Source organism: Paraniabella aurantiaca, from assembly GCF_050309965.1.
Taxonomy (GTDB): Bacteria; Bacteroidota; Bacteroidia; order Chitinophagales; family Chitinophagaceae; genus Niabella.
Genome location: NZ_JBLOSY010000002.1, coordinates 1,346,228 through 1,365,193, shown reverse-complemented (window position 1 = coordinate 1,365,193; position 18,966 = coordinate 1,346,228). Strand labels below are relative to the sequence as shown.

General features: G+C 41.6%; 12 protein-coding genes. 6 read left to right on the top strand and 6 right to left on the bottom strand.

Annotated features, from left to right (window positions below):
• Positions 1-24: 24 nt before the first annotated feature.
• Positions 25-1,209 (bottom strand): acyl-CoA dehydrogenase family protein, encoded by a 1,185-nt coding sequence (locus ACLOAU_RS19870; protein WP_427863658.1) that lies wholly within the window; start codon positions 1,207-1,209, stop codon positions 25-27.
• Positions 1,210-1,574: 365 nt separating this feature from the next.
• Positions 1,575-2,168 carry a Yip1 family protein gene (locus tag ACLOAU_RS19865; protein ID WP_427863657.1) on the bottom strand — a complete coding sequence of 198 codons (594 nt, stop codon included), beginning with the start codon at positions 2,166-2,168 and terminating at the stop codon, positions 1,575-1,577.
• Positions 2,169-2,592: 424 nt separating this feature from the next.
• On the opposite strand from ACLOAU_RS19865, the gene ACLOAU_RS19860 reads away from it, so the two are divergent.
• Together ACLOAU_RS19860 and tnpA are read left to right on the top strand one after the other, a co-directional pair.
• Positions 2,593-3,777 (top strand): hypothetical protein, encoded by a 1,185-nt coding sequence (locus tag ACLOAU_RS19860; RefSeq protein ID WP_427863656.1) that lies wholly within the window; start codon positions 2,593-2,595, stop codon positions 3,775-3,777.
• A gap of 637 nt (positions 3,778-4,414) precedes the next feature.
• Positions 4,415-4,873, top strand: a complete 459-nt coding sequence (gene tnpA / locus ACLOAU_RS19855; protein WP_427863655.1) for an IS200/IS605 family transposase — start codon at positions 4,415-4,417, stop codon at positions 4,871-4,873.
• Between the two features lie 36 nt (positions 4,874-4,909).
• Here tnpA and ACLOAU_RS19850 read toward each other — a convergent pair whose 3' ends face one another.
• From ACLOAU_RS19850 to ACLOAU_RS19835, 4 genes are read right to left on the bottom strand one after another with little or no spacing between them, the layout of a single operon-like run.
• Positions 4,910-7,186, bottom strand: coding sequence for a GH92 family glycosyl hydrolase (locus ACLOAU_RS19850; protein ID WP_427863654.1), 2,277 nt, complete (start codon positions 7,184-7,186; stop codon positions 4,910-4,912).
• Between the two features lie 47 nt (positions 7,187-7,233).
• On the bottom strand, positions 7,234-8,655 hold the full coding sequence (locus ACLOAU_RS19845) for a glycoside hydrolase family 125 protein (RefSeq protein WP_427863653.1): 1,422 nt from the start codon (positions 8,653-8,655) through the stop codon (positions 7,234-7,236).
• Positions 8,656-8,687: 32 nt separating this feature from the next.
• Positions 8,688-9,590 (bottom strand): ROK family protein, encoded by a 903-nt coding sequence (locus ACLOAU_RS19840; protein ID WP_427863652.1) that lies wholly within the window; start codon positions 9,588-9,590, stop codon positions 8,688-8,690.
• Between the two features lie 26 nt (positions 9,591-9,616).
• Positions 9,617-11,770 carry a GH92 family glycosyl hydrolase gene (locus tag ACLOAU_RS19835; RefSeq protein ID WP_427863651.1) on the bottom strand — a complete coding sequence of 718 codons (2,154 nt, stop codon included), beginning with the start codon at positions 11,768-11,770 and terminating at the stop codon, positions 9,617-9,619.
• A gap of 202 nt (positions 11,771-11,972) precedes the next feature.
• Between ACLOAU_RS19835 and ACLOAU_RS19830 the strand changes: the two genes are divergently transcribed.
• The 4 genes from ACLOAU_RS19830 (at position 11,973) to ACLOAU_RS19815 (ending at position 18,875) form a co-directional block, all read left to right on the top strand.
• Positions 11,973-12,551: an RNA polymerase sigma-70 factor gene (locus ACLOAU_RS19830; RefSeq protein WP_427863650.1), complete on the top strand. Its 579-nt coding sequence runs from the start codon at positions 11,973-11,975 to the stop codon at positions 12,549-12,551.
• A gap of 67 nt (positions 12,552-12,618) precedes the next feature.
• A complete protein-coding gene (locus tag ACLOAU_RS19825; RefSeq protein ID WP_427863649.1) occupies positions 12,619-13,689 on the top strand; it encodes a FecR family protein in 1,071 nt (356 codons plus the stop codon).
• Positions 13,690-13,901: 212 nt separating this feature from the next.
• On the top strand, positions 13,902-17,240 hold the full coding sequence (locus ACLOAU_RS19820) for a SusC/RagA family TonB-linked outer membrane protein (RefSeq protein WP_427863648.1): 3,339 nt from the start codon (positions 13,902-13,904) through the stop codon (positions 17,238-17,240).
• Positions 17,241-17,252: 12 nt separating this feature from the next.
• The gene (locus ACLOAU_RS19815; RefSeq protein ID WP_427863647.1) at positions 17,253-18,875 is read left to right on the top strand and encodes a RagB/SusD family nutrient uptake outer membrane protein; all 1,623 of its coding nucleotides are present in this window, start codon (positions 17,253-17,255) and stop codon (positions 18,873-18,875) included.
• The last annotated feature ends 91 nt before the right edge of the window (positions 18,876-18,966 follow it).

Sequence of the window (18,966 nt, the reverse complement as noted above, 5' to 3'; positions counted from 1 at the left end):
CCTATCATCTGTCAACTATTATCTTTACTTAAATGCATTTTCACCCGTAATATCCAAGCCGGTGATCAGCAAATGTATGTCATGTGTACCTTCATAGGTAATTACACTTTCAAGGTTCATCATGTGCCGCATTACAGGATACTCGCCAGTAATACCCATGCCCCCTAAAACCTGGCGCGCATCGCGGCAGATATTAGTAGCGATTTCGCAACTATTTCTTTTGGCCATGCTCACCTGCTGGGGTGTTGCCTTACCTTCATTCATCAATACACCCAACCGCCAGTTCAATAATTGAGCCTTGGTTATTTCTGTTACCATCTCGGCCAGCTTTTTCTGCTGTAATTGAAAAGCTGCAATAGGTTTCCCAAACTGTTGCCTTTGCTTTGCATAACGCAATGCCGTGTCATAGCAATCCATTGCGGCGCCAATAACACCCCAAGCAATACCATAACGGGCTTTGGTTAAACAGCCCAAAGGTCCTTTTAAGCCTTTAACTCCGGGCAAGATATTTTCCTTTGGTACTCTAACATTATCGAAAACCAACTCACCGGTAGCAGATACCCTTAAACTCCATTTATTGTGCGTAGTGGGCGTACTAAAGCCTTCCATTCCGCGTTCAACAATCAATCCGTAAACCTCTCCCTGTTCATCCTTAGCCCATACCACAGCTACCTGCGCAAAGGGAGCGTTACTGATCCACATTTTACTGCCATTTAAAATAACAGCATCACCATCTGCCTTAAAATTCGTCAACATGCCACCCGGATCACTTCCATGATCCGGCTCGGTTAACCCGAAACATCCGAGCCATTCGCCGCTGGCCAGTTTGGGTAAATACTTTTGTTTCTGCTCTTCGCTGCCATAAACGTAAATAGGATACATAACCAGCGAGCCCTGTACCGAAGCAGTTGAACGCACTCCGCTATCGCCCCTTTCCAGTTCCTGCATCATTAACCCGTAGCTGATATAGTCCAATCCGCCTCCACCATATTTTGCAGGTACGGTTGGTCCAAAACAGCCCAAATCACCTAATTGCTTTACGATCTGCCGGGGAAACTCAGACCGCTGTGCATATTCTTCAATAATGGGTGAAATTTCTTTTTTAACATAGGAACGTACAGCATCACGTATCATTATTTGTTCCTCGCTAAGCAGTTCGTCCACTTTAAAGTAGTCCGGGCTTTCAAAAAGATCTTTTTTTACGGACATGGTAATGAGTTTTTGTTACACTTATGTAAAAGTAAAAGAAAAAGCTTTGTAACCGAACATCAGCTATAAACTATTGCCGGGCGGTTGAAACCAATATGACAGCGTAAGTTTTTTTTAGACGATCCTATCAGGTTGACTGTTCAGTTAAAGTATTGGCTTTTCAAAATACATTATAGTTTCGGGACTAACAATCCAGTAGTCTACGGAAACAGATAAAAATCAAATGTCTCCCCTCAAAGCTTTTAAGCAAGCCTCCAAAATGTATACATTTTCCGCCAGGTACCTTACAGATACCCAACGGACACTACAATTCCGCTAAGATTTCCTGAAAAGAATTTCTACTGCTACCGGTGTAATACCTAATACTAGTGAAATACCGACACCGCTGCAGCCCCCGTTATTAACGAACTAAATAATATGCCGGCAACAACGCTAAAGAGCACAATGTAAATAGCCCAGCTTACGAGTATGTAAACAATAATGTAAACTATTTTCTGATCTTCAGGAGTTTTCTTTAATGGTCCTATTCCCAGATAAAACAAATAAATGCTGTATACAGCACCGGCCAGAGAGATTAGCCCACCCAATACGGGTATAAAAGAAAAAAGGCCAGCTACATAACCTGCTGTACCAGCATAAGCCACCAACTGAGCGGATTTATTAATATCCTTCTCTGATTTAAAACTGGGAGCAAGGGCATCAATCACGTAAGTTGCAATTACAAAAACCAATACAGTAACAATTACTGCGAAAATGGTATAGGCAATGCTGTATGCAATACCAAACAAAGAAGAAAATACGAAAAATTTTAGAAATGAGGCTGCAGCCGCCAATAACGAAAGTGGTAATACATAGGATGTAAGTAGCCCTTTAACAGTTGCTGTTTCGGTATTAATGACTTCCCATTCCCCCTTGGGATTCGTCAGGATATTTTTTACGCGATCCATAAGTGATGTCATAACTTGAGTTTTGATTATTGGTTACTATTTACTTGAAGACAATATAAAAAATGGGCTAAGACTGTAATTAAAATTTATTGCGGTCCATTAAGAAGAAATATCTTTATCAACCATCACATGGGGGCTACAGAAGAACAGCATTTCATCAACAATTCCATTATGTCTAACCAGGTCATTCCCCTCTGCTCCTGTAAAATACTGAGAAATATCAGGTTATCGAAATATATCTGAAAAAACTTGCTCCCGTATTATTTATTTCAGTATAGTTACCTGTAAAGCAAATAAAGCCCCCATCTAAATAAAACTGGCGAATTATTTGCTTATTGTAAGCATGCTCTCGTAAAATGCCTTATAATTACCGGGCATTTTGTAGCTCCTGCCTATATTTGATGGAGCAACTAAATTAAAAACTAAAGATATGCAGATGAAACAGCTACTCTTGCCATTATTCGTGTTATTTACAACAAGTTGTTTTGCTCAAATAGACAGTATAAAGCGCGAAATGAACCTGCGTGATAAGGTGCTGAATGATATTCAGAATAATTTCGACAGCCGAAATAAAACGTTGGATTCAACCGTAACCAAGCTGGATCAACGCTTATCCAGCCTTGATAAATCTATAGCACAATCGAGAGATGCCAATGACAAAGCAGATAAATTACAACAACGGGTACAAGCTGTTGAGGAAAAGCAAAAAGCGATAGAGCAAAACGAATTGAATCTTTTCCAGGCCAATTATCAGTCAGCAATGGTCAACCTGGTATCCATGGACAGAGAAATAAAACCGCTTTTATTATTTAATTCTACCAAGTCTTTTTTTAATGCTTTAAGCGAAACAGGTAACCCGATGAATTATGACGGCTATACAAAATGGTATAACCAATATGCTGCTTATGTGAAAGAGAAGAAGGCAGAAAGCCCGGTGCTTAATGTCACCAGTAACCTGTTGAGTTTTGCAGGCAATTTTACTAAGGGCGCACCAGTAACAGGGCCTATTACCTCTGCCCTGTTCTCAAGCATGACCACTTATATTGACAATATCGGTAAAAAAGAAAAGGCACTGAAAGAACTAAGTGAACAAATGCTGACACTAACTATGAAGATCAGCCAGTTTAATTACGATAATGACCGAATTGAAAATGAGTGGGAGTCCATTACCGCCGAACTGCAGGACCTTCAGACCAAATATGATAAATCTTTAAAGGAAAACCTGTCAATTATTAAAACCTCGCCTGCAGATTTCCAGGCGAATTTTTCAAAGGAAAATGATGCGGAAAAAAGATATCAATATCTTACCCGGCTGAGAGACGAAGCAGCAAAATTCGTAAGTGAAGAAAGAACAAAAAATCCAAAGGACTGGCGTCAAAAGGCATATGTACAAATGAACGATGTACAGTCTTTGAAACAAAGATTTGGCCAGGTAACTTTCAGGATCAGTCAGAACCTGTTAAAGTATAAGGAGCTATTTGATAAGTACAAGGCAGATCCTCAACTGGGTGCAAGAGTAAAAGACCTGGAGATAAAGATGAAGGAACTGCAGGAATCTTTTGATAAAACCTTTGACCCGCTGGAGTATATCAATTCGGCTAACCGCATGTATAAGGTGTAGAGCATATTTTTTAACGCGCCTACGGTTATTGAAGCAGAGCAATGTCATTTAGAATGCATAGATTATAAATGTTCAAGCAGGTTGGCATTTTGAATGTAAATCCTCTGATGAATAAAATCGGTGCGACCCCTTTGCACAAATTAACAAAAAGTTCATAGACGTCTAAATCAATTATTTTTGGGGAACAATTTACTTTTTGAACGATTGATATAAACACGTGGCTCTTACAGAGCCTAATATGATTTATAATTTAAATGGCCTATAAACACATAGCTCCTACCGGAGCAGAGAAAGATCAAAATATAGAAACACCAGCTTCTTTTTAGAGCAAATGTGTATTATTTCACAACGCTTTATTCTTAAGTATTGCGACCAACCATCACTTTTCAATACATAGATAAGCTACACTTAACAATTGAGGGAGCCGAATGCCAATAATAGAATATAGCTTTAAGCATATGTAGCTCCAACGAATAGAAAAATTCTCCTTTAAGATACATATTGAATCTGCCATTTATTTTGAGGGAAGAACGCCTTGCTAAATTATGATATACAAACACAATTATGTCTACTCTATAGAAAAATGTTTAATTTTAAGACAACGGCTCTATAGGAGCCGCGTAAAAAAACAACACCTGTGGCTAACACCTTTTCCCAGATTTACCTGCAATTTGTTTTTGCACTGAAGGGCAGGCAGAACCTGATTCAACCCGACAATAAAGAGGAGTTGCACAAATATATAACTGCATTGGTACAGGCTCGAAATGCCAAAATGTTAGCGGTTCACTGTATGCAAGATCATATTCATCTGTTTGTGGGTTTCAAGCCTTCTATGTTAATATCCGATTTCGTCAAACAAATAAAGGTTCAGAGTAATGAATTTATAAGAAATAAAAAATGGATACCAGGCAGCTTCAATTGGCAGGAGGGTTATGGTGTATTCTCTTATGGGCATTCACAAATCGATCGGGTATGCCAGTACATTCAAAACCAGGAGCAGCATCACCAGAAAAAAACATTCCAAGCTGAATACCTTGACTTCCTGCAAAAATTCTCTATCCCATTTGAAGAACGTTTTCTTTTCGAATGGCCTTGATAAACATGAGGCCTTACAAAGCCCGTCATCGCCTTATTAATCTGACGTGCTCATAGAAAAAGGATAATCAGCTGTAGTAATGCCTCTTGCTTTATTAGGTTTCGCACTCATCCCTATATTGATGGCACCACCTTTCAGCAGCTCAAAATGATCGAGATAATTCTTCGTGGTGGCTTTTCCGTTTATCGAAACAGACTGAACGTAACGGTTTACAGCACTGTTTTGTGGTGCAGTAATAACCAGTTTATTCCCGCTTTCAAACGTCACCTCAGCTTTTTTAAATAACGGCGTTCCTAGAACATATTGCGTGCTGGCAGGGGTAACCGGATAAAAACCCAATGCGGAGAACACATACCAGGCAGACGTTTGCCCATTATCTTCATCGCCGCAATAGCCGTCGGCAGAAGGATTATATAATTTATCCATTACCTCCCTTATCCAATATTGCGATTTCCAGGGTTGACCTGCATAATTGTATAAATAAGTCATATGCTGAATGGGCTGATTGCCATGCGCATATTGTCCCATATTAGTAATTTGCATTTCCCGCATTTCATGTATTACTGAACCGTAGTAAGAATAATCCCCAAAATCGGGTGGCATAATAAACACAGAATCCAACATGCGAACAAACATTTTATCTCCCCCCATTAGTTGCTTTAACCCTTCGATATCCTGGAATACACTCCAGGAGTAATGCCAGCTGTTTCCCTCCGTAAAAGCACCACCCCAGGAATATGGATTAAAGGGTATATGAAAACTGCCATCTTCGTTTTTAGGACGCATTAATAAGGTTTGCGGATCAAACAATTTTTTATAGTTCATCGCGCGCTTTTTATAAACATCTGTTTCTATAGCAGGTTTGCCTATTGCTTTTCCAAAAGCATAAATGGCATAGTCATCATAAGCATACTCCAGGGAACGTGCAACATTTTCACTGATTTTAACATTGTTGGGTACATAGCCCAGGCGATTATAATATGCTACACCTCTTCTTCCTGTTGCCTGGGGCCCCTCATTGTTAGCCCCGTGTACCAACGCCTGCCATAAGGTTTCTGTATCATATCCCCGCAGCCCCTTCAAATATGCTTCTGACACAACAGAAGCTGAATTGTTGCCCACCATTACGGCACGGTATCCGGGTGAAGACCACTCCGGCAACCAGCCACCTTCTTTAAAGTCGCTGATCAATCCCTGCTGCATCTCTTTCGCTATGGAAGGATATACAAAATGAAGAAAAGGATATAAAGCCCTGAAGGTATCCCAAAAACCGGTGCCTGCAAATTTATAACCAGGTTCGGCTTTGCCTGTATATGGACTATAGTGTACGATTTTACCTGCTGCATCTTTTTCATACATTTTCAAAGGGAAAAACACCATACGATAAAGACATGAATAAAAGGTACGCATCTGCTCGTCTGTACCACCGGATACCTTGACACGCCCCAGTATATTGTTCCATTCTTTTGCACCGTTTGTTTTAATGGCCTCAAAGTCCTTATTGCCGATTTCTGATTTCAAATTCAACTCTGCCTGTTCAAAGCTGATAAACGATGATGCTATTTTTGCGTTCACTATGTCACCCCGCTTCAGTCCTTTAAAACCTATTACAGCTCCTGCATGCTTGCTTTTTATTTCGTCTTTATCCGAAAATTTATCTTCATCCCAGGTGGCCTTATAGTCGAATTTTTTATCGAACTGAATAACGAAATAATTTTTAAAATTCTCGGGTACACTGCCGCTATTACGGGTACTGTAACCGATGATCTTATTTTCTGATGGAATGATTTTTACATATGATCCACGGTCAATAGCATCTATAATTACATAGGCGCTATCTGTTTGCGGAAATGTAAAACGGAAGCGCGCCGCTCTTTCGGTTGGGGCTATTTCTGTCGTAACGTCGGCATCAGCGAGGTACACTTTATAATAATGTGGCTGAGCTACCTCGGCCTTATGAGAAAACCAGCTCGCCCGGTCCTGCTCTTTAAAACGCATTTTCCCTGTTGCAGGCATAATTGCAAAATAGCCGTAATCATTCATCCAGGGAGAGGGCTGATGTGTTTGTTTAAAACCGGCTATTTTGTCGTCCTGGTATTTATAGGCCCACCCATCTCCCATACCACCCGTCTGAGGTGTCCAAAGGTTCATACCCCAGGGCATACCAATAGCGGGGTAAGTATTTCCATTGGAAAGTTCGAATTTGGACAGCGTACCCATTAAAGGGTTTACATAGTCAATGGGATTCTGTGCTTTAACCAAACCCGTCAATAGAAGTAATGCGGCTGCTATTATATTTTTAGACAAATTCATCAGTTTATTTTTTTTAGTGTTCACTATCAACAATCCGAAACCATTGGTTACGACAGTAAATGCGGCTTCTCTTTAAAAGTCTTCCAAAGTAGTTCCCCAAACAGGGTATTCGCCCAGGCAAACCATTCGCGTGTGAATTTTTTAGGATCATTTTTATGGAAAGATTCGTGCATAAAGCCGGTGCCTCCATGTGTTTTTCTTAATGTATCAATACTCCATTTAATTTCTTTATCATCTTTAGAAGTCAATGCCTTCATGATAATGCTCATGGGCCATACCATGTCCAGACCCACATGCGGCCCGCCGATGCCTTCGGCCTGCGTGCCTTTAAAGAAAAATGGGTTTTCAGTTGACCACACATAGTTGCGTGTATTTTTGTATACCACGTCGGAAGCAGCAACGCCGCCCAGGTAAGGCATTGCCAGTAAGCTAGGCACATTGGCATCGTCCATTAGGTTATAGCTACCAAAGCCGTTCACTTCAAACGCGTAAATTTTTCCAAAAGAAGGATGTGTTGTAGTGGCATATTTTTGTAGCGCGATTTGAACTTCTTCAGCGAGGTTTGAAAGTTCATTGGCCAATGCAGCATCCTTGCTAATAGCATTCGCCATTTCCGACGCTTGTTTTAAGCTTATTACAGCAAAAAAATTAGACGGTATAAGGTAAGAATACACCGTCGCATCATCACTTGGCCTGAACATGGAACAGATCAAGCCATTAGGTTTAGCCGGATAGCCATACCCGTTCATAGGTATACCGTCAGTGGCAAATTCTGTTTTTCTTTGAAATTTATAAGGTCCTAAATCGTTCTTCCGCTGTTGTTCTCTAAAAGTTCTCAGGGTAAGAAGCAGAGAGGCTTTCCAATCGTTACCCAATGGAGTAGTGTCACCTGTAGCTTTCCAATAATGATACGCTAACCTGATCGGATAACATAATGAGTCTATTTCCCATTTTCTTTCATGAACACCAGGTTTCATGTCTGTAATATCCGACTCTTTCCATTTGCTTATTTTGCTTTCATCGTTATAAAAAGCATTTGCATAGGGGTCTTTCAAAATAAACTCAACCTGCTTATTGATAACACCAGCAATTAATTTTTGCAGGTTTTTATCCTGCCTGGTGAATTGCAGGTATGGGAACACCTGTGCCGAGCTATCCCTTAACCACATTGCATCAATATCCCCCGTAATCACATAAGTATCCGGTTTGCCATTTTTCTCACTGTAAAAAACTGTAGTATCCAAAGTATTGGGAAAACAATTATTAAACAGCCATCCCAATTCCTTGTTAGCCACCTTCGACTGAAAGTCTTTAATTGCACTTTCAATAACATCACTCTTAAAGTGTCTTTTAGATACCGACCAACGTACTTCGGGAAAGCTTTGCGAAGCTTGCGCGAAGGAGAATTTATTCAACGCCAGGCCTGCACCCAATGCACCTGTATTTTGAAGAAATGTTTTTCGATTCATATGATCATTTTTATCGGTTATTATTTTAGTTATCAGTTCCAGAGTAAAGCAGCTCCAAACACACCTGCGCTGTCACCTAAAACGGGTTTACGTATAGGTGTAGTGAGTTGCCCGTTATTAAAAATATACTTTTTTATGCGTTCATATCCCTCGGTATACAGCAAATCGATATTCCCCACACCGCCTCCAATTATTATCAAACCAGGATCAACAATATTAATTACAGAGGATATAGCTTTGCCATAATTCTCCAACAACCTTTCAATAACTGTGCTCGCATGTGCATCGGCAGCTGACAGGTGCCTTTCTACAATAACATTCAGCTTCAGCGGCGTGCCACTTAACTTTTCATAAGCACGCTCAAGTGCGGGACCGGAGATAACCATTTCAACACAACCCTTTTTATTACAGTAACATAATTCGCCATCCTCCTCTAATATATTGTGTCCCCATTCTCCACCAATACCATGATGCCCGTTAATGACCTTTTTGTTCACAATCAAACCGCCGCCGACACCCGTGCCCATAATAATTCCCCAAACCACTTCTGCGTCAGGATATTCCTTACCGGCGCCCATCAGGGCTTCAGCTAATGCAAAACAATTAGCATCATTAGCCAACCGAACCGGAATGCCCAATACCTGCTCCAGGTCTTCCTGCATCCTCCGGCCATTCATACAGGTAGTATTGCAATTTTTCATAGTTTGCGATTCTGGCTCTAATACACCAGGTGTGGCCAGGCCTATTTTTGCCGGGCGCTCACCGTTTTTTTGCGCCACCTGCTCAATCAGCTTTTTTATCTGTGAAAGAATATGATCATACCCCTTGTCCGCTTCCGTTGGTATCCGCTGACGTTCGATAACAGATAAACTGTCAGCATCTAATACGGCACATTCTATTTTAGTACCTCCCAGGTCAATACCCCAAATATTCATATATCTTTTATTTATCGTTTAGCTTACTATCGATTGGTTTCTATAACCAGCTCCTTTCCCTGCTGCAACTGGTCATGCTTTATAAAATAGCCTTTAACAGTCCGGCCTCCATAGGTGATTTTTTCAATTCGTTCACCATTCCCTTTTTTAGTGATCGTAAACTTTTTGCCCTGCAGGTCAAACCGAACTTTATCGAACAAAGGCACCGTTACCAGATATTCGGGATCAGCCGGTGAATAAGTGTAAAGCCCCAATGCATTCATTACATACCATGCCGACATCTCACCCGCATCATCCATACCTGAATAAGCCAACCGCTCTGGTCCCATACGATAGTACTTGCTCATGATGAGGTTTAATATCTTTTGCGCCTTTTCCTGCTTCCCTACAAAATAGTATAGGTAAGGCGAACTGTGGCCCGGCTGGTTACCATGACAATACTGCCCTATAAAAGTGGTGATATTATGAGCCTCATAGCCCTTCCAGGGAATGGTGAATAAAGAGTCCAGCTTTTTCTCGAAAGCGGCTTTGCCGGGATACAGTGCTATAAAGGCTTCCGGCTGATGCGGCGCAAAGAAAGTGGATTGCCATCCGTTGGCCTCCCTATACATATATTCAAAATACGGCTGCTCAGGATTAAAGGGTGTTATCCATTCGCCATTTGCCAGGCGACCACGCATTAGCTGGGTAGCAGGATCAAAAAGATGTTTGTAACTATCTGTTCGCTTCATTAATGCCTGGTAGTTTTTAGTATCTCCAAGTGCCTGTGCCAATAAAGCGGTAGCATAATCATCGTAAGCATATTCCTGTGTTTTGGTAACCGCGGCTTTGGCAACAGTTTCCAGCCGGGGCTCCTTTATATCCATTTCCGAGATCCAGCCTCTCTCTATATATTCCTTCAGATGAGGGCGGCCTCCCTTACCATCAACAAAAGCATTATTCAGCAACAATTGATATGATTTTTTTACATCAAAGTTTTTAATACCTCTCAGGTAGCTGCCCGCAACGAAAACGGATGCATGATCTCCATGAAAAAAAGTAGGCATAAACCCTTTGATGGCTCCCCTGTCGGTTATAGATTTAATGACATCGGCTGCTACATCCGGAGCAATCATGCCCAGCAGGATTAGTTTATTGCGATAATCATCCCAAAATGATGGATCACTGAAATATCGAAAGCCTTTGTTGACTGTTTCCCCATTTGCATTTTTAAAAGCTCCGTTTACATCGCTCAATAAAATGGGCCATAGAAATGACCGGTATAAGGTTGAATAGAAAGTTTCTTTCTGATCTTCGGTGCCCCCGGATACCTGGACTTTAGACAAAAGCGTTTCCCAGGTATGCGTAGCTTCTGTTCTAACCTGTTCAAAACTTTTATCCGCCATTTCAGCCTCCAGGTTCATCCGGGCATTTTCTATACTCACATAAGAAAACCCCACTTTTACCTCAAGCGGGTCATTCGTCTTTCTATCTATATAATTAACTATACTTACTTCTGCATCACCTTCTTTCACCGATTCCACATTCCGGATCTTATAATTGGAGATGGCGTAGAAATAAAAATTAGCCCCTGTTTTCTGATTACCCGTAAAGACGCTATCATTCTTTTTTTCAATCTTCCATTCATTCACTCTTTCGTTAGAACGTGCGAGGTCGGCCAGCAATTTCTTACCCTGCCCGTTTTTATAAGTATATTTATGAAAAGCACAACGCAGGGTTGAAGTCACTTCTGCATTGATATCATATTTATCGAGGTATACCTGGTAATAGCCCGGACTTGCCGATTCACGGGTATGGCTAAAAGGAGAATAATAAGTTTTCGGCTTTACATCTCCACTTACCGCAATCAGCGGTACATAACAAAGATTCCAGTGCCCCTTGCTGGTATGTGCAAAAGCATAAACTACGGTGTCTTCATATTGGTACCCCGAGCCGCTACGCCACATAGTAACAGGCGTAACCTGTACCATGGAATTGGGCAGTGTTGCGCCCGGATACGTTTCACCACCCCATGCTCTCCGGGTAGGTTTATATCCTAAGTCGGCACTATCCCACAAAGTGGTGGTCCCCATGAAAGTGTTTACATAACCTGTAAGTCGTTTCGTACCTGTTTGTCCAAAACCAATAGTGGTTATTAATAAACCAGATGTTATTACAATCAATCTTATTTTCCCGAACATGGCATTTTATTAGAGGAATAAGTAATCAGTCGCCAGCAATCATCAACGATATAAGGCCAAATTTAAAAAAAATATCGAAAAGGCAAAATCGTTTTTGCGATAAAGGTATATATTTGATGGGAAGAAAATAAAATTATTCTTCAAAACAACAGGCCTTGCCTGTATAACGATTCGTTTTTGTCACACTATCTTTTCATTACTTATGAATGAAGATCGCAAACGATACCTGCTGTTAGTCATCGCGGAGCATGATGATCAAAATGCATTTGATGAGCTGTTTAATTTCTACTTCCCGGGATTGGTCTCTTTCGCTTCTAATATTCTAGAGGACCGGCAATTGGCAGAGGAGGTAGTGGAAGACGTATTTGTAAAGTTGTGGCAGAACAGAAAAACCATGGTATCAATTAAAAGCCCTTCCCATTATATTTATACAGCGGTTAAGTATACAGCGCTTAGCACCTTAAAAAAGCAAAATATCATTTCCTACGAAGATTATTCGGACGATGTCGAATTGACCTATTCCAGCCCCGAATCCGATTATATCAGCAATGAAAATATTACCCGAATTAATGAGGCCATTAACCAGCTACCACCCAAATGCAGGTTGATTTTCAGATTAATAAAAGAGGAAGGCCTTAAATACGACGAAGTGGCTCAACTCCTGCAGCTATCTGTCAAAACCGTTGAAAGCCAAATGACCATTGCAATTAAAAAGCTAACAGTTACCATTCAACAGATGCTTCCCGATATGACGGGACATCTTTTACGAAAAAAAGCATAATTTTTATTCAAGTCTTTTAGGGGTATGATCATTTTAAAACCGACTTATAGTTATATAGCGGTTAAAAATGGACAGAAACAGACTTATTGAGTTGCTTACAAAAAGGGAATCGGGCATTTTAACCCTACCCGAAGCCAGGGAACTTAATGAGTATTTGAAGGAAAATACAGATGACGGCCGGTTAGCAGACGTATTAGCTAAAATGCTGAAAGGGCATTTTCACCAGCAGGATAGTTTTCAATCTACCTATATTACAAAACGTCTTGAAAAAATACATGAGCAAATCAGGTTGGAAGATAGCGTAGCAGCCCCCATAGTAAAACCTAAAGGTCGTTTAAAGAAAATCGCCTGGGCTGTTGCAGCTGTATTCGTATTAGCGTTAGGGAGTACGGTGGTATACCGTTTACTTACAGACAGCAATACAATAGATCACTCTAAAAATATCCTTACTACCAAAAAAGGCTCCAAATCTAACCTCGTATTACCGGATGGCACCAGGGTATTACTCAATTCAGACACGCGTCTCAGTTATAATCAGTCTTTCGGCAAACAGGTAAGAGAAGTAACGCTGGAAGGCGAAGCTTATTTCGAAGTAGTAAAAGATGCACAGCACCCCTTTATTGTACATACCAATACAATGGACATAAAGGTGTTGGGAACCGTTTTTAATGTGCGGGCCTATCACAATGAAAAAAACACGCAAACTACTTTACTCGAGGGCTCGGTGGAAGTAATATTGAATAAAAGAAATGAACGCAATCTGGTGGTGTTAAAACCCCATGAAAAGATAGTGGTTAACAACGATCCGGGACATGCTCCTCCGCTAAAAGCTGATGAGGCGCCTGTTGCGGACATTTCTGTGATGACCATCAAAACGAATGTCGAAGATTCGAGTATTCTTGAAACTGATTGGACTAAAAATAAACTAGCCTTTGACCAAGCTAAGTATAGCGATGTTTTTCCAGAGCTGGAGCGTTGGTATGGGGTTACGATCGATATCAGGGATTCTTCGATCTTAACCAGAAAGATCAGTGGTATTTATGAAAATGAAAGCCTTGCCGATGTAATGGAGTCTCTTAAACTGGCCACCGGATTCCGGTACATCATCGACGGCAATCATCTAAAAATATATAAGTAATTCTTCACCCCAAAAAATACACATGAAATAACAAAAGCAACTATAAAAAAAATGGCAGAAAATGCTGGAACATTTTCCGCCGTAAAACGACAGTTCAACTTGCCAAAGAAGCAATAAAACCATCATCTAAAATAGATAACGAAAGTATGAAAAAAAATGATCGCCTTGCCATGCGGGGGGAGCGGTATTGTCTTATTAAATATCTGCTGCTAATGAAATGTTCTCTTATCATTATTCTATTAACTTCTTTTCAGTCCATCGCCTTTAAGGGAGCGGCGCAGGATCTGATCAGTATGCGGGTTAATAACAAATCTTTTTCCCAGGTGCTAAAAACAATAGAAGCAAAATACTCCTACCGGTTTGTTTACAGCGATAGCGTGGCCTTAAGCCGGTATAGAGTAAGTCTTGATGTAAAAGACGCTTCTATTGAAAAGGTTATGAGCCAGCTATTGGATAACACAGGATTCACTTATAAAAAAGTCAACAAAAACCTGGTGGCGATTACACCGGGTAGCGCACTGAATAAAATCCAGTATGAAGTAAGAGGAAAAGTCATCGATTCAACTGGAACTCCGGTTGCCGGCGCCAGTGTAGTAGAGAAGGGAACCAGTAATGGCACTACCACGCGAACGGATGGCAGCTTTATATTGAATGTAGCTAACAAAAGCTCAACACTTGTCATTTCTATGGTGGGTTATAACGAAAGGGAAATAGCCATTACGTCAAACGACCTGGGCCCTGTACTACTCGTAGCAGCTACCCAGCAGATGGAAGATGTGATCGTGATCGGTTACGGAACCACTACCCGGAGAGATGTAACCGGAGCTGTTGACCAGATCAAAGCATCGCAATTTGAAGATCGCCCGGTTGGTAATGTAACGCAGGCATTACAGGGAGCAGCACCCAGCCTGGTGATACAGCAACGGAGCATGAACCCCAACGGGAACGATATGAACATCAATGTGCGTGGTATTTCTACCATGAATAATAATGCACCTTTGATTGTGATTGACGGCCTTATTACTGACGGAGCCAGCCTGAACCAACTCAACCCGACCGATATACAAAGCGTTTCAGTTTTAAAAGATGCCGGCACATCTGCCATTTATGGATCCAGATCTGCAAATGGGGTGATATTAGTCACTACCAAAAGGGGTAATAAAAACCAAAAACCTACGGTAAGCTTAAATGGGCAAATGGGCTGGCAGGATCCTAAGATATTGTTTGCGCCGGTACAGGGATATCAGAATGCGACATTAAAAAACCTGGCCTTGACGAACATCGGCTCTTCGCCTGAATTCACACCCGATCAAATACAGGATCTGTACCAACACAGAAATGAAGAAGAATGGAATTTTTACCAGATACTGCAACCGGCATTGCAGCAAACCTACAACCTGCGCGTATCGGGCGGAAGCCAGAATACCACGTATATGTTCTCGGGAGGATTCTTCGACCAGGGAAGCAATTTTATTGGCAATTACGGTATCACACGTTACAACCTGCGCTCAAATATAACAACAGAGCTGGGTCCGCTTAAAATCACTTCTATTCTTGCGTACACCAGAAACAACTCTCATAACACCACAGCCGGCAATGCTATTATTAACTCCAGTCGTATTCCGCCTTACTACTATTACCGTATGCAGGCAGAAAACGGAAAGTACCTGGTAAATAATGCGCTGACGGACCAGAACCCTTTGGGTGAATTAAGGCAGGGTGGCTTTATAGATGATAAGAACGATTATATCAACGCCAACTTTAACGTAGAACTAAAGCTATTCTCCGGCTTAAAACTCAAAGGCGTGGTGGGTGCCGATGTATATGGCAATACCCAATTCAGCCGCAGGATGGAATTTCCCCTGTATGCAAGTGCTGATGCAATCCAACCTGCACTATCTATGAACCCAAGAAGAGAAACGTCTGACTATAACAAGAAGATCAGCTTAATGAACTACCAGTTGATGCTGGATTATAATAAAAAAATCGGCCAGCACAATATTACCGGATTGCTCGGTGCATCAAATGAGTCCTTTACCAGCAGAGAAAGCAGAACGACCTACTGGTATACCGACTCTCTTTTAGGCATACCTACCTCGGGCACTATCATTGATGAAAACCGGGATAATACCTATCTGACCACTAATCCGGGCAGAACTTTACAAACCAGTTTAAATTCTGCATTCGGCCGTCTGGGCTATTCATTTAAAAATACTTATACCGCGGAAGTTAATTTCAGGTACGACGGTTCCTCGAAATTTTCAAGAAAACATCGTTGGGGCTTCTTCCCTTCTGCTTCGCTCGGATGGACATTAACTAACGAAGCATTCATGCAGCATTATAAAGAAAAAATCGGCGACTTTAAAATAAGAGCCAGCTATGGTGTGCTGGGCAACCAGGCTATCGGTGACTATAAATACATCACACGATACACCCTATTCCCTAATAGTTATATAGTGGGAGATTCTGCACTTGCCGGATCAGGCTTCGTGTATGGAAACGAAGACCTGCGATGGGAGTCTACCCGTAACGCTAATATTGGAATAGATGCCTCTTTCCTGCGCAATAAATTAACTGTATCTGCAGACTATTTTCATAAAAAGATCGTAGACATCCTGGTACCCCCAGTAATACCATTAGCGTTCGGAACGGCACTTGAAGAGTTTAATTCCGGAGAAATGGTCAACCAGGGATGGGAATTAAATATTGGCTACCGCTTTAATACAGGTTCATTTTCTCATAATGTAACAGGCAATATAGGAGACTCCTGGAATAAGGCTACCAAACTTGAAGGGTTTGAACTGATCAGTACTGCTGATAATATTGATAAGCTGACCCGCGTAGGCGTACCGTTGAATGCCTATTATGGCCTTAAAACCGATGGCTATTTTCAGTCTATGCAGGAGATAGAGACCTCTGCTTTACCGGTTGGCCTGAGCTCCTCCGATCTCAAACCCGGTGATGTAAAATATGTTGACCGCAATAATGACGGTGTTATTGATTCAAAAGACCGCTACATATTGGGCTATGGTTTTCCGCGATACACTTTCGGCCTTACCTATAATGTTAGCTTTAAAGGCATGGACTTCTCGATGTTTTGGCAGGGAGTAGGTAAACGAGATATGTTTGTACGCGGTGAGCTGGTAGAGCCATTCCACGAAAATTACTCTTATGTAATATACCAGCACCAGCTGGATTACTGGACACCCACTAATACCGGAGCTCGCTGGCCCAGGTTAACGGCAACAGGGTCTCCATCCCGTCAAAATAATTATGGCCGGGGATCAGACCTCTATCAATTTAATGGGGCTTACGCAAGACTTAAGAACATACAGTTAGGATACACTTTACCCAACGGTTTAACGCAAAAGATCGGTATACAGAAAGCCAGGCTGTACGTAAACGCCCAGAATCTTATTACGCTTTCCAAAGAATCGTGGATCGACCCTGAATCATCAGAGTTCAACTCCAATATGGATGGTGCCGCCAATAGCGGTCGTAATTATCCTACGTTACGTTACTATGGTTTTGGATTAGATATTCAATTTTAAAGATAATTAGGTATGAAGCATATAAATTTCAAATGGAGCATAGCCGCTCTCTTCCTGGCTATCCTGTTTAGCAATTGTAATAAAATGGACCTGCAGCCAGTGGGTGAATACACCGATGATAACTACTGGCTCTCTGCGGGCAACTCCGATCTTATGGTCAATATGGCTTATAGCCAGATGTACTCCGCTGACAAAATGTGGAATGACGAAGCATTAAGCGATAATGTATTTGAGGGAAGATCCAATACCAACCAGCGTGTGATCCGCAACGGCAACGCAGATCCCTCGTTGGTTCTTTTCCACGACGAATGGAAACAAGGATATGAAGCTTTAAAAACCTGTCATATTTACTTAGACAATGTAGACCGGGTTCCCAACATGCCCGCAGCTTTTAAGCAGCAACGTATAGCAGAGATTCGGTTTATAAGAGCTTACGTTTACTTCAGACTCGTTAATTTTTTTGGTGCAGTACCTTTTTCTACCAATGATATCAACCTGGCGGAATCGCGTACCATATCCAGAACGGACAAATCACAAATCCTTTCATTCATTCACCAGGAACTGGATGAGGTAATGCAAATACTTCCGTCTAAAAACAATCTTTCGGGTTTGGATAAAGCAAGGGCCAACAAAGCAGCAGCTTGTGCGTTGCAAGCAAGAGCCTACTTGTATGAAAGTAACTGGCAAAAGGTAGCCACCTATACAGATAGTCTTATTAACAACCCCGACAAGTTTGGCAGCTACAATCTTTTCCCGGATTATGCCGGTCTATTTACAGTAGCAAACGAATATAACTCAGAAGTTATTTTTGATTACGGCTACCTGATCGACAAAAAGACCTGGTCAAAATACTACGATGCCGCTCCCCTGTCGCTGGGTGCCCGTTTAAACGCTTATGCCCCCCTGCAGGAGTTGGTAGACAGTTATGTGATGCTCAACGGCAAGAGTATCACTGAAGAGTCGTCTTACAACGAAAATAATCCTTATATCAACCGCGATCCCAGGCTAGCTGCTACAGTTGTATATGATGGCAGCCAGATACAAAAGCTGGATGGTTCCACCACTACTATACGTACAAGACCAGGTACCAATACGCCCGACAGTTATGTGAACGCTGCATCTAATTCAACCTCTACCGGTTATTATATCAAGAAGTATTACGATGTAAAAGCCAACGCCACTTTTCAATCTGGCCTGAACATCATCATGCTGCGCTATGCAGACGTATTGCTGATGAATGCAGAAGCCAAGTTTGAGCTAGGACAGATGAACGCTGCGGTTTGGGACAAAACCATCAAACCCATCCGCACCCGGGCGGGCTTCACCCAGGCTTCAGCATTGGATTACCCGGGAGCCTTATCAACCGCTCAAATGCGTAATACTATTCGAAATGAGCGCCGGAGCGAGTTAGCACTCGAAGGACTACGATACTTTGATATCATTCGCTGGAAAGCAGGTACCCAATACTTAAATGGTGTGGCGCACGGCGCAAAATTCGCCAATAACAGCACTGCCTTTATTGTACTGGACACGCGGAAATTTGATGAAAGCAGGGACTATTTATGGTCGGTACCCCGATCAGAAATTGATCTGAATAAAAATCTACTACCCAACAATTCAGGATACGGAAACTAAAACTTTACTACAAACTCTTCACAAATGAAACGGAACACGATAAATATTTCTCACATAGAGGAATGTATATGCGGAGTTCCCCGTCCGACCG

Coding starts and splice junctions, on each gene's coding strand:
- ACLOAU_RS19870 (WP_427863658.1), bottom strand. CDS start 1,209: ATGTCCGTAAAAAAAGATCTTTTTGAAAGCCCGGACTACTTTAAAGTG.
- ACLOAU_RS19865 (WP_427863657.1), bottom strand. CDS start 2,168: ATGACATCACTTATGGATCGCGTAAAAAATATCCTGACGAATCCCAAG.
- ACLOAU_RS19860 (WP_427863656.1), top strand. CDS start 2,593: ATGAAACAGCTACTCTTGCCATTATTCGTGTTATTTACAACAAGTTGT.
- ACLOAU_RS19850 (WP_427863654.1), bottom strand. CDS start 7,186: ATGAATTTGTCTAAAAATATAATAGCAGCCGCATTACTTCTATTGACG.
- ACLOAU_RS19845 (WP_427863653.1), bottom strand. CDS start 8,655: ATGAATCGAAAAACATTTCTTCAAAATACAGGTGCATTGGGTGCAGGC.
- ACLOAU_RS19840 (WP_427863652.1), bottom strand. CDS start 9,590: ATGAATATTTGGGGTATTGACCTGGGAGGTACTAAAATAGAATGTGCC.
- ACLOAU_RS19835 (WP_427863651.1), bottom strand. CDS start 11,770: ATGTTCGGGAAAATAAGATTGATTGTAATAACATCTGGTTTATTAATA.
- ACLOAU_RS19830 (WP_427863650.1), top strand. CDS start 11,973: ATGAATGAAGATCGCAAACGATACCTGCTGTTAGTCATCGCGGAGCAT.
- ACLOAU_RS19825 (WP_427863649.1), top strand. CDS start 12,619: ATGGACAGAAACAGACTTATTGAGTTGCTTACAAAAAGGGAATCGGGC.
- ACLOAU_RS19820 (WP_427863648.1), top strand. CDS start 13,902: ATGAAATGTTCTCTTATCATTATTCTATTAACTTCTTTTCAGTCCATC.
- ACLOAU_RS19815 (WP_427863647.1), top strand. CDS start 17,253: ATGAAGCATATAAATTTCAAATGGAGCATAGCCGCTCTCTTCCTGGCT.